Raw genomic sequence first — 11,572 nt, 5'->3', positions numbered from 1 at the left:
AGCCAGCCCGCATCGGCCGCGGCGTCTGCGATTATCGCACCGCAAGCGCCGCCGGCCGATGCGGGCTGGCTCGCGCGAGGGCGCTACCTGCGCGCGCGCGTGCGCTTCATGGTCCAACACGCGACGGCTCGCGCGGGCATTGCCAGCGCCAAGGGTCCTGCCGCGATTGCCGGCGCAATCGTGCTGCTGCTGTGCGCCTGGGCCGCGTTGGTAGGCGGCGTCCTCGCCGCCGGCGCGACGCTGATTGCGTGCGCGATGTTCATCTATTTTCTGCTGGCGATGCGCGCGAACAAGCGTCGTCAACAGATCGTGCGTCAATTGCCGCTGTTCCTTGACGGTATCGTGCGTCTGATTACGCTCGGCAACAGCGTGCCCGCGGCGTTTCAGGCAGCGTTGCAAACCACCGAGGTGCCGCTGCGCGAATGTCTGGACTATGTCTCGCGGATGCTGCGCACCGGTGTCGAAATCGATCGCGCGCTGTCTCAGGTCGCGCTGATCTATGGTGTGCGCGAGCTCGAACTGGTTGGCGCCGTGCTGCGTCTGTCGGTCAAGTACGGCGGCCGTGCCGACGTGATGCTCGACCGCATGTCCTCGTTCATGCGCGATCTCGAACAGGCCGAGCGCGAACTCGTGGCGATGTCGGCGGAGACGCGACTTTCTTCATGGGTTCTGGCGATGCTGCCGATCGGCATTGGCGGTTTTCTGATCCTCTCCAATCCTAAATATTTCGCTTCAATGTGGTTCGATCCGACCGGGCGGCAACTCGTCTACCTGGCGTTCGGCCTGCAGGTCGCCGGCGTCTATCTGCTGTATCGCCTCACGAGTCTGAGGACATGACGATGCAAGTCCATCAACTCGTCGCTCTCGCACTGGCACTGGCCGCGCTCGCGCTGCTGTTGATTGCCGGGCTGGTGTTGGCGCGCGTGGCCGCCGTGTGGCGCAGCGAACGCACGCTCAGACACGCGCTCGACGAACGCGCATTGCAGACCGCGGCGCTCGCGGCCGCTGCGGCCGCACGTGGCGCGGACGGCGCTCAGGGCGCCTCGAACGCGGCTTTGCGAAACGTGCGGCCCAAGGGTTTCAAAGGACTGCTCGAGCGCTTTGCGCATACCGGGATTCGTTGGCTCGACACGCCGTTCGGTCGCCAGGTCGTGGCGGAAGAAGACCGCCGCCTGCTTGAGCAGTGCGGCTTCGTGGATACGCGCACGCGCGGCCTGTTTCTGGTGGCGCGGCTGGCGGGCGCGCTGGTGCTGCCGGTGCTGGTCGGTACCTTGGCCCGCGGCTCTCTGGACGGTCCGCGCTACGTCGTGCTGGTGGTTATCTCGATCGTGGTGGGCTTCATGGTGCCGAAGATCGTCCTGAGGCGGCGAGCTAGCAAGCGCCGGCTCGGGGTGGTTGACGAATTGCCGCTGCTGGTCGATCTGCTGCGCCTGCTGCAGGGCGTGGGCTTGTCGCTCGATCAGAGCTTGCAAGTGATGGTCAACGATTTCCGCACGATGCTGCCCGTGCTCTCGAGCGAGCTGGAAATCGCGCAGCGCCAGTTTGCGACGGGCCGCACCCGCGAGCAGTCGCTGAACCGGTTGGCTTCGAGTTACGACAACGAAGATTTGCGCGCAGTCGTGCGCCTGCTGGTACAGGTCGACCGGCACGGCGGCGCTGTTCAGGAACCGCTCAAGCAGTTCGGCGACCGCCTGCGCGAATCGCGCCGGGCGATGTTGCGCGAACGCATTGGCCGTCTCGCCGTGAAGATGACCGGCGTGATGATCATCACATTATTGCCCGCGCTGATGATCGTCACAGCCGGCCCGGGCGTGCTGGCTGTCCAGCATTCGTTGCGCACGATGCATCGGTAAGGATTTAGCAATGGCTCACTGTCTATCGTTCGAATTTTTGACGCGCCCGGCTGATAGCGTGCGCCGTGCCACACGCTGCAGCGTGGCGCTGGCCGCGTTGTGCCTGCTCGGCGCGTGCGCGTCCAAAGACGTCGTGGGTTACGGCGTCGGGCCGCAGGCCGAACGAGCGGCGATGGCTCAGCAAGCCAATCGCGATCCCGCGCCGGACACGCCAGGCATGTATCTCGGACTGATCGATCAGATGCAGTCGCAGGGGCTTTACTTCGCCTCGCTCGCGCATATCGACGCGTACGAGAAGCAGTACGGTGCGAGCCCCGACACGATTTTGCTGCGCGCCGACGCGTTGCGGATGACCGATCAGCCCGACGCCGCCGCGACCGCGTACGGCCAACTGCTGAAGACGCCGCTCGCTACGCGCGGCTATCGAGGGCTTGGTCTGATCGCCGGCGCGGCTGGCGACTTTGCGCGTGCGGCTCAGGAACTGCAGCAGGCCGCGCAACTCGCGCCGACCAATGCGGTGACCCTGTCGGATCTCGGCTACGCGAAGCTGCGCGATGGCGATGTGAACGGCGCGCGCGTACCGCTTATGAAGGCGGCCGAGCTCGATCAGAACAATCCGAAGATCGTCAGCAACATGGTGCTTTATCTGCTCGCCAACGGTGACCAGGCACAGGCGCTGGCGGTGATGAACCAGCAGAAGTTCACGCCGGACGTGCGTGCGGCGATTCGCAGCGATGCGGCGAAGGTGGCCGCGGCGGGGCGCGCGCAAACACGCGGGTCGCAGGCGCAACCACAACAACAGTTCGGGCAGGCGGGCGCAGGCACCGGCACGGTTGCGAGCGCGCAGGGTATCGAACCGGCGCCGCGTTTATTGCAGCGTTTCGCGCAATGAGCGCGCAGTGACCGATCAGGCAATCAGGGGAATCGAGATGAATGACAGAACAACGAAGCGGGGCTGCAAGGCATCGGTGCTGTGGGGGCTGTGCTTCGGTGTGGCGATGGGGGTAGCGGCTTCAGCGGTTGCGCAGACAAACGACGCTGCTCAGCCGGTAAAGGCCACCGAGCCTATGGTTCGAGCAAGCGAAGTGGGTCACTCGACCCGCGCATGGCTCGACCTGCAAAGCAGCAACACGGAAGCCGCGCCCGCGCTGCCGATGCTCGGCGCCGAAGCCGGGCTTGCCTACCGTCGTTACATGGAATCGTTCAAGAGCAAAATTCCCGACCTGTACGGGTCGGCGCTGAATTCCGGCAGCGGGGGTGGAGGCAGCGGCGGTGGCGCGATGGGCGCAACCGGCGGGACTGGCCCTGGGGGCGGTTCGTACTGACATGCGCAGCCCCTCGACCTTTACCGTGGCCGCTCGCTATCCGCGCTCGCTGCGCGCGCGGCTCGGCCGCGCGCCGATGTCTGGCGCGCGCCGCCAGCATGGCGCGATCGCGGTTCTGGCGGTGATCTGGCTGGTCATCGCGATCGCGGCGCTCGGCGCGATCGATATCGGCAATCTGTTTTTCGTGCGCAGGCAGTTGCAGCGCACGGCGGATCTGGCGGCGATGGCTGCGGTCCAGGTCATCAGCACGTCGGGCGCCTGCACGACGGCGACCACGGCCGCGCAGCAGAATGCGTCGTCCAATGGTTTCACCGCCGACGGCACCAAGACCATCCTCAACACGACCTGCGGGCGCTGGGACACGAGTTCCAATACCTACTTCGGCACCACCGGCAACCCGCTCAATGCGGTGCAGGTGCAGACGAGCCAGGTGGTACCTTATTTCTTCCTCGGACCGACGCGCACCGTGACGGCGACGTCCACCGCGTTCGCGTCGAACATCGATGCGTTCTCGCTCAGTACCGGCATCGCGACGATCAACACGCAGCAATCGGCGCTGTTGAACGCGATCCTTGGTGGGTTACTGAATACCAGCGTGTCGCTCAGCGTGGGCGACACGCAGAGTCTGGCGACCGCGCATATCAAGCTGGAAGATCTGATGGTGGCGCTGGGCGCATCGACGATGCAGGGCCTGCTCACCACCACGGTGAGTTACCAGACCCTGATGGTCGCAATGGTCAAGGCGTTACAGGCGGGTGGCGATACCGTTAACGCCGCGATTTTGCAGACGCTGGCCGTCGCGATTCCTGGCGGTCAGAACATCACTGTGGGTGACGGCGGTACATCTGCGCCTGGGCTTCTCTCACTTGGACTGGCCAACCCGAATGCCGCGACGACCGCGACGATCAATGCCTTCGACGCGTTAATGGTTGCCGCGCAGATCGCGCAGCGTCCGGACCCAACGACCGGCGTTGCGCCGGTGATCAATGTGACGACAGGCTTGGCCGGTGTGGCGGGTATTTCGTTGCAGGTCATCAATCCGCCAGTGCTGGCCGTGGGTGAGGGCGGTACGGTAGGCACCGGCGCGAATGCTGTGTTCCGCACGCAGGCGCGCACGGCGGTGGTCAATGCGACCATCAGTCTGGTACCGGCGCTGTTGCCGACATTAACGGTGGGTTTGCCACCACTGGTATCAGCTTCGATCTCAGCGCTGAGTACGCCGCTCGTGGTGACGTTGGCCGTCGCGCCTGGCAAGGCGACGTTGAGTCCGGTCGACTGCGAAAGCACCAAGGCGGCCACTACCGCGACGATTCAGGTTACTCCAGGCATTCTTACAGCCTGTATTGCTGGAGATGCATCGTGTAGTGCACCGGTCAATGTGGCAACGGTCACGGCGACGCTCCTCGGTTTCACCGCGCACGTCGCAAATGTCGTATTGAACAATGTGCCCTTGAAGCTTGCTCCCGGTACGACTACGCCGCTGGTATTCAATGGGTCGTCCGGTAACTTTGACTACAGCCAGAGCGCGAACTCCAACGCGCTCGGCAGCGATGCTTCGGTATTGACCACGCAATTGCTCGGGAATCTGGGCAACATACTGAAGGTGTCGCTTTTAAACAATCTGATCGATATCTCTTCGCTCCTCACGGGGATTACTACAGCCGTGACGAACGCCCTGACACCTCTGCTGCAACCGGTCTTCGGCCTGCTCGACACCGTCATTGTCCCAACGCTTTCGCTGCTGGGCATTCAGGTCGGCACCGCCACGGTCCACAATATGTCGCTGACATGCGGCGTCTCGCAACTGGTCAACTAGCGTAACCAAGACAAGATGAGAACCAACCCCAAAATCGAGGAACTCGATATCTACGTCTGGGAAGGCAAGGCCGACATCGTCGACCGGGTCGCGCGCTGCATGGCGAGCTTCGACGTCGAAGTGATCCGCGCGGACGATATCGCGATCTCGCCTGAACGGACAGCGCTGCGGCCGTCGCTCGCGATCATCAGCGTGTCGGTGATCGACAGCGGCGCGCTGCTCATGCGCGACTGGCAGGCCGCGCACGGCATTCCCGTCGTGTGGGTCGGCGCCGCGCCGCGCGACCATGATCCGGCAACTTACCCGTCCGACTATTCGCACATCCTGCCGCTCGACTTCACCTGCGCCGAATTGCGCGGCATGGTCATGAAGCTGGTGCTGCAATTGCGCGCGCACAGCGCCAAGACGCACGAGTCGGATGCGATGATCGCCAACTCGGAGTGCATGCAGGCGCTGCTGCACGAAGTCGACACGTTTGCCGACTGCGACACGAGCGTGCTGGTGCACGGCGAAACCGGCGTCGGCAAGGAGCGCATCGCGCAACTGCTGCACGAAAAACATACCCGCTACGGCCAGGGGCCGTTCGTCGCGGTGAACTGCGGCGCGATTCCGGATGGTCTGTTCGAATCGCTGTTCTTCGGCCACTCGAAAGGCTCGTTCACGGGCGCGGTGGTCGCGCACAAGGGCTACTTCGAGCAGTCCGACGGCGGCACGCTGTTCCTCGACGAAATCGGCGATCTGCCGCTCTACCAGCAGGTCAAGCTGCTGCGCGTGCTCGAAGACAGCGCGGTTACGCGAATCGGTTCGGCCACGCCGGTGAAGCTCGATTTCCGGCTGGTGGCGGCGACCAACAAGCATCTGCCGCAACTGGTCAAGGACGGCACCTTCCGCGCCGATCTTTACTATCGGCTTGCAGTGATCGAGTTGAAGATTCCGTCCCTCGAAGAGCGGGGCGCGGTCGACAAGATTGCGATCTTCAAGGCGTTCATTGCGCAGATCGTCGGCAGCGAGCGTCTCTCCGCCTTGCCGGACCTGCCATACTGGCTCGCCGACGCGGTGGCCGACACCTACTTCCCTGGCAATGTGCGTGAACTGCGCAACCTGGCCGAGCGGATTGGCGTGACGGTACGTCAGATCGGCGCGTGGGACGCGGCGCGCCTGCAACGGCTGCTCGCGCTGGCGCGCACCAGCCAGCCGGTGCCGGCCGAGAGCGCCGCCGAGGTGCTGGTGGACCGCAGCAAATGGGACATGGCCGAGCGCAACCGCGTGCTGGCCGCGCTCGACGCAAACGGTTGGCGCCGGCAGGACACGGCCCTATATCTGGGGATCAGCCGCAAGGTTTTGTGGGAAAAGATGCGCAAATACCAAATTTTTGACGAAGAGCCCGAAACACGCGAAAGTGAGTAATAATGAGACGGTTGTACTAAAACAAAAACTGTTCAAGCAGGATTTACATGGACCGAAAGTCGAAACTACGGCAGATTGCCCTGGCTGCAATCATCGCGATGGGGGCCGTGCAGAGCGTGAATGCGCAGGCTCTGCCGGATAGCGGATCGAGCGCTGGCGTCGTTTCCCAGCCGGGCACGACGATGGCGTTGCCGTCCACTCAGGCGCAGACGAGCGCCTTGACGCCGGACGAAGCCAAGCAGTCTGCAGCGGGCAATGTAGCGGAATTGCAACAGATGATCCGGGGTTCGGATCTGAGCGAATTGCGCACGACATACAACGGCAGCTATGGAGCGAGCTTGCTGTTTTATGGCAAGGAGATGACGTACTACGTGGCGTTGTTCCAGCAGAAGAACTTCTGGCGCGTCATCAAGACGCAGGACGCCACGCGTGCCGACATGATCTACAAGGATTTTGTGCGTCAGACGCTGCAACTGTCGGACGTCGAGATTCGCCGCACGCAGCTTGAAGCGCAGAAGGCGTTCACGGAGCGGATGATCGCGTTGTCGCAGGACCGCGCCAACCGCTTGCAGGCCGACCTCGACGTTGCGCATCAGCAGCAGACGATTGTTGCGAACCAGCAGCAGCAGACCCGCGCCGAAGCAACGGCGCTGGCACAGCAGAAGGCTGCCGCGCAAGACCAACTGCGCGCCGCACAACGCCAGGTCCGCGAACTGCAGCGCCAACTGGAAACCGGCCTGCCGTCGCATTGAACGCGATGGCCGGAATACCGGAAGATGGGCGGGCAAGGCGGCTTTGAAAGTGCCGCCCACCCCCATCAGACGTACGAGCCGGACACACAAGCCCAGCATACAAGCCGTTTAGTAACGCAAGTCACCCATCCCCGCAGTAGAAAGCTCTTTTCTGAAGCATCCCTGCCGCACGAACAGGCACTCGCACGCCCCCTGGTTTCCCATGCAGACCCGTCCGCGACGCACGTAGTGCGGAGTGGGAGCTGATGACACCTTTGTCACAAGCGCTGGAAGGTGCACGAGCCCGGATTCCACGGAGCCACTACCACTTGCAGGCCACGGTTCCCGCTTAGCATTAGCGGTTTGAGCCGCTTTCTTTGCTTACTTTCTTTGCGGCGGCAAAGAAAGTAAGTGCCGCCCCGCACAGGGGCAACGCTAATAGACCACTAGCAAATCAAGGAAAGGCACCACCCCAAGGCGCCCCACCAAAACGCGCGCCCTGCGAGGAAAAAAGCCCCCAATCTAATGCCGTTTCTTCCCCGCCGAAGGCACTTCATCCACAGCCGAGTGCCGCGGCTCACTCATATCGACTGCAATCGGATCACTAGCAGGAAAGCTTTCTTCAAGAGCCTCATCGAGACGGCTATCGGCTGACTCAGCGGGCGGCTGCACCGCTTCCTTGTGATGAGTTGCGTGTTGCTTCTGCTTGGTCATGACGTGCTCCACTGGAAGAGACTCGACAACTCAGCATAGCGCAAAGCAACCCCGGGCAGAGCATCAGCCGAACAACCCAATCCCCCGCACCGTAAGCATTTCCTTCAAACCCCAAAAAAACTGAAATCAGAAAACAACAAGCAAAAAAACAAAACTTAAAACCAACCCGCATCAAGTCGTTCTCCGAGTGTCGCCTGACAACAAAAAGCATCCGCCGGCCACACAGCCCGGCAAAAAAACACGGCATACCGTGAACGGGCAACGTCCAAGCTCGGGAGGGGAGCAACCAGAAGCAGCGAACAACAAGGCAGCGAACGACATGGACCGAAAAAACCCGGCGCGCGCGCAGCGCTTCAACGCATCACACGTGGTGGAAGCCGAACTGGAGCATCTGGATTGGGCGACACGGCAACCGGCGCTGCGCATGCTGGACGCCGTGTACTGGCGCCGCCGCGTGCTGGCGGTCAAATGCGGATTCGAGCTGACGGACTTGCAGGTGATGCGGCTGGAGAAAATCTTGCAGCGGCTCGGCTATCCGTCGGAGTAGCCGGCCGCCAAGGCGGCGTTTTATTCGTTGCCACCGCTGGTGCCACCGCCGGTGCCACCATTACCACCATGATTGCCGCCGCCATGGTTGCCACCGTCGCCGCCGCCCGTGCCGAACAGACGCCGGCGGCGTGTCACGACCACCGGACCGTCGGACGTGCTGTTGCTACGATCGGGCGCAGGGCGATCCGAAGACGGCGCGCCATACGACTCGCGCGGTTCACGCGGTTCACGGTGATCGCGCGGTTCACGCGAGCCGTGCGGGCCACGCGTGGTGTGCTCGCCGTGCGAAGGCCGCCCCCCGGCGCGCGGCGCCGGACGCGTGCCGGTGTCGAGCTGGATCGTCGAGATCGCGCGCTTGTAAATGCCTTGCAGGCCGACAGGCGTGCGCAGCATCACCAGATACTGATCGAACGACTCGATGCACCCTGTCAGGCGAATGCCGTTGACAAGATAGATCTCGACGCGCTTTCGTTCTTTGCGCGCAGCGTTCATGAAGTCGTTTTGCGGATGCGATTCTGCGGAAGCCATGGACAATTCAGGTTAGGAAGACGGTTGTTCGCCGCGATTCTACCCTGTGTGGGGGCAGAACGCGTCGGCGGGCGAACTGCGTCCACTATAACGGCTTGCGCGGACATAAGCATCTGATAACTATTAGCTGTAACGTTGAGTTACGAATCTGCCGACGAATAGCGCTTTCTTCGGCCACGTTCGAGCACGCCAGATCGGGGTGGCGGAAAAAGATGGTGCGTGTCGCTGCCGTACGTGGAATAAATCACAGCCCGCTCACGTTAATTCAGACATGGCAGCGTTGCATTTCGCACGTGGCCGATCGGATCCCCGGCTCGCAGGCGCCGGCCGGGCGCTCATCAGGAGACTCACCATGAAAGTATCCCGCATTCTTTCCGCCACCTTCGTGCTGCTGGCGCTCGCGCTGGGCTCGCTCGCAACGAGCGGCTGCACCACCGACAGCGGCGCTTCGGGCGCCAGCGGTAACAGTAGCAGCGGCGGCGGCTACTGATCGTTGCCACGCCGGGTGAGTTTCGAAGCTGAAGTGATTTCGTGGCTCCCGCAGTTGCGCCGCTACGCGCGCGCACTGACGGGCGACCGCGCCTGGGCCGACGACCTCGTGCAGGATACGGCGGAGCGCGCGCTCGCGCGCTGGTCGGCGTTCCGTCCGAACAGCAACCTGCGTGCGTGGCTCCTGACGATCCTGCGGCATCTTTACATCGATCAGTTGCGCGGCCGCCGCGAGATTGCCGTCGACGATGAAAGCGCGCCGTGGCGCAATCTCGAAGCGCCGCATGGCGAGGTCGACGGTCTGGTGTTACGTGATTTGCAGCGGGCGCTATATTGCCTGCCGGTCGAGCAGCGGGAAGTGCTGCTGCTCGTTTGCGTGGAGGAACTGTCTTATCAGGAAGCGTCGAAAGCGCTCGGCGTGCCGATCGGCACGGTGATGTCGCGGCTGTCGCGCGCGCGGGAACACATGCGCGTGCTGATGACGGAGGGGCCGCTTGAAGGGGGCGCTGTGGGGTTGGCGCGCAAAGTCCCGCCGCTGAAAGTAGTGAGAAATCCGTGATGAATAACGAGCACGATTCCAGCTTGCCTGAGGGGCCCGATCCGCGGGCGCTGTCGGCGTTTGTCGACGGCGAATTGCCGCCTGAGGAGCGCGCCGCGATCGAGGCGCAACTGGCGCAGCAGCCGCAGGCTGCCGCGAGAGTGGCGGCATGGCGCGCGCAGAAAGCGGCGCTGCAGGCGCTGTGCGGCGCGCCGCAGGGCAGCGAACGCAGCGAGAGCGTCGGACAGAGCGACGCGGACGACGAACCGGCCTTCATCGTGGTGCGGCGGCCGACGCCGTGGTGGCAACGCGTCGGCCTCGCGGCGTGCTGGCTCGCGGCCGGCGCGGGTCTCGCGCTCGCCTTGGGGCCGCTCGCCCCGCGTCTGACGGGCGGCGCGTGGAACGGGCTGGGCGGCCAGCCGCCGAGCTTTGCCGAGCGCGCCGATATCGCCTATGCGGTGTACACGCCCGAGCGGCGTCATCCCGTCGAAGTCGCCGCGAACGAGGAAGAGCATCTGATCAACTGGCTGTCCAAACGCCTGAACCGGCCGCTGTCGGTGCCGTCGTTGCAGGAGTACGGTTACTCGCTGGTGGGAGGGCGTCTGTTGCCGGGCGAAGCAGGACCGGCCGCGCAGTTCATGTACGAAAATACCAGCGGCGCGCGCCTCACGCTGTACATCACCGGAATTGCTCGCGACGAAACCGCATTCCGCCTGTTCCGCGACGGTAACCGCCGAACCTTCTACTGGGTCAGCGACCGCATGGGCTACGCGTTATCCGGGCCGATTTCGGAAGACAAGCTGCGCTCGATTGCTATCGAAGTGTGCAGCGCGCTAGGCGGCAAGCCGGAGGCCTGGCAGTAGCGCTGCAAGCGCGGCGAGCACCCGGACCAGGCAAAACGCTGATCGTCGGATTCCGTTGCAACACGTGGTAACAGAAACCGCCGTGCGCGCGCGTGTGCCGTCGGAATAGCGTCGCGCGGCGCCACGTTTACTCGCTGCAGGATCATGCTGTCCCGCCTTGCAAGCGCGTTGGGACGGCATGGTCTCGTGCGAGGCAAACCGACGGGGTCTTTACGGTGTCGACACGCTTTTTGCGAGTCGCAACGCCGGCACGTCGAGGCAGCGAAATCATGCTTACTTTTCATCAGTTCGGCACGGGGCTGCGTTTCGGCGTAGCGTGTCTGTGCCTGTGCGCCGTTTACGCGGCGCCGGTCGAAGCGCAATCGGATGCGAATGCGCCGCCGACGGACGCGTCGACCTGCCGCTTCGTGGTGGGTCAGGCGGAAATCGACGGCGTCATGCAGCAGGTCAGCGGTCGCGCGTGCCTGCAGCCCGACGGCAGTTGGCAGATCGTCGAAGACGATGCCGCCGCGCAGGCCATGGCGCCGGCGCCGGTGTATTACTACGATCCATGGTACTGGGGGCCGCCGGTGGCATTCGCTGGCGTGTCGGTCATTTTCGTCGACCGCTTTCATCATTTTCATCACATGGATCATGTGCGTTATGGGCACGGATCGTATGGAATGGGTGGGCGCGGCGGCTGGCACGGCGGCGGGTCGACGCACATGTGGGGCGGCATGTCGCACGGCATGTCGCACGGCGGTGGGATGCTCCGCTAGC

At 63.6% G+C, this 11,572-nt stretch carries 14 protein-coding genes; 12 read left to right on the top strand and 2 right to left on the bottom strand.

Annotated features, from left to right (window positions below; genetic code table 11):
* The 7 genes from FSO04_RS28885 to FSO04_RS28855 all read left to right on the top strand — a co-directional run.
* On the top strand, nt 1–837 hold an 837-nt coding region (locus tag FSO04_RS28885), incomplete at its 5' end, for a type II secretion system F family protein (RefSeq protein WP_154564909.1).
* A gap of 2 nt (nt 838–839) precedes the next feature.
* Nucleotides 840–1,853 (top strand): type II secretion system F family protein, encoded by a 1,014-nt coding sequence (locus tag FSO04_RS28880; RefSeq protein ID WP_154564907.1) that lies wholly within the window; start codon nt 840–842, stop codon nt 1,851–1,853.
* A 10-nt stretch (nt 1,854–1,863) separates the two neighbouring features.
* On the top strand, nt 1,864–2,745 hold the full coding sequence (locus tag FSO04_RS28875) for a tetratricopeptide repeat protein (RefSeq protein WP_233465013.1): 882 nt from the start codon (nt 1,864–1,866) through the stop codon (nt 2,743–2,745).
* Between the two features lie 37 nt (nt 2,746–2,782).
* On the top strand, nt 2,783–3,178 hold the full coding sequence (locus FSO04_RS28870) for a DUF3613 domain-containing protein (protein ID WP_154564905.1): 396 nt from the start codon (nt 2,783–2,785) through the stop codon (nt 3,176–3,178).
* Between the two features lies 1 nt (nt 3,179).
* On the top strand, nt 3,180–4,994 hold the full coding sequence (locus tag FSO04_RS28865; RefSeq protein WP_154564903.1) for a TadG family pilus assembly protein: 1,815 nt from the start codon (nt 3,180–3,182) through the stop codon (nt 4,992–4,994).
* A gap of 15 nt (nt 4,995–5,009) precedes the next feature.
* Nucleotides 5,010–6,401: a sigma 54-interacting transcriptional regulator gene (locus FSO04_RS28860; RefSeq protein WP_093632485.1), complete on the top strand. Its 1,392-nt coding sequence runs from the start codon at nt 5,010–5,012 to the stop codon at nt 6,399–6,401.
* A gap of 47 nt (nt 6,402–6,448) precedes the next feature.
* Nucleotides 6,449–7,153 (top strand): DUF2968 domain-containing protein, encoded by a 705-nt coding sequence (locus FSO04_RS28855; RefSeq protein ID WP_154564901.1) that lies wholly within the window; start codon nt 6,449–6,451, stop codon nt 7,151–7,153.
* Nucleotides 7,154–7,654: 501 nt separating this feature from the next.
* Here FSO04_RS28855 and FSO04_RS28850 read toward each other — a convergent pair.
* Nucleotides 7,655–7,846, bottom strand: coding sequence for a hypothetical protein (locus FSO04_RS28850; RefSeq protein ID WP_154564899.1), 192 nt, complete (start codon nt 7,844–7,846; stop codon nt 7,655–7,657).
* A 319-nt stretch (nt 7,847–8,165) separates the two neighbouring features.
* On the opposite strand from FSO04_RS28850, the gene FSO04_RS28845 reads away from it, so the two are divergent.
* A complete protein-coding gene (locus FSO04_RS28845) occupies nt 8,166–8,393 on the top strand; it encodes a hypothetical protein (protein ID WP_154564897.1) in 228 nt (75 codons plus the stop codon).
* Between the two features lie 20 nt (nt 8,394–8,413).
* Here the strand turns inward: FSO04_RS28845 and hfq are convergent, their stop codons facing one another.
* On the bottom strand, nt 8,414–8,923 hold the full coding sequence (gene hfq, locus FSO04_RS28840) for an RNA chaperone Hfq (RefSeq protein ID WP_154564895.1): 510 nt from the start codon (nt 8,921–8,923) through the stop codon (nt 8,414–8,416).
* Nucleotides 8,924–9,275: 352 nt separating this feature from the next.
* On the opposite strand from hfq, the gene FSO04_RS46485 reads away from it, so the two are divergent.
* The 4 genes from FSO04_RS46485 (at nt 9,276) to FSO04_RS28825 (ending at nt 11,571) form a co-directional block, all read left to right on the top strand.
* Nucleotides 9,276–9,413 (top strand): hypothetical protein, encoded by a 138-nt coding sequence (locus tag FSO04_RS46485; protein WP_166618265.1) that lies wholly within the window; start codon nt 9,276–9,278, stop codon nt 9,411–9,413.
* 15 nt (nt 9,414–9,428) lie between these two features.
* Entirely contained in the window at nt 9,429–9,971 is a 543-nt protein-coding gene (locus FSO04_RS28835) for an RNA polymerase sigma factor (protein ID WP_168435880.1), read from the top strand.
* Nucleotides 9,971–10,813: an anti-sigma factor gene (locus FSO04_RS28830; protein ID WP_154564891.1), complete on the top strand. Its 843-nt coding sequence runs from the start codon at nt 9,971–9,973 to the stop codon at nt 10,811–10,813. Before FSO04_RS28835 ends, FSO04_RS28830 begins: the two co-directional genes overlap by 1 nt.
* 269 nt (nt 10,814–11,082) lie before the next feature.
* A complete protein-coding gene (locus FSO04_RS28825) occupies nt 11,083–11,571 on the top strand; it encodes a hypothetical protein (protein ID WP_154564889.1) in 489 nt (162 codons plus the stop codon).
* Nucleotide 11,572: the final 1 nt, after the last annotated feature.

The organism is Paraburkholderia madseniana, assembly GCF_009690905.1.
GTDB lineage: Bacteria > Pseudomonadota > Gammaproteobacteria > Burkholderiales > Burkholderiaceae > Paraburkholderia > Paraburkholderia madseniana.
The sequence above is the reverse complement of the archived record's forward strand: the minus strand, read 5'-3'. Positions and strand labels throughout refer to the sequence as shown.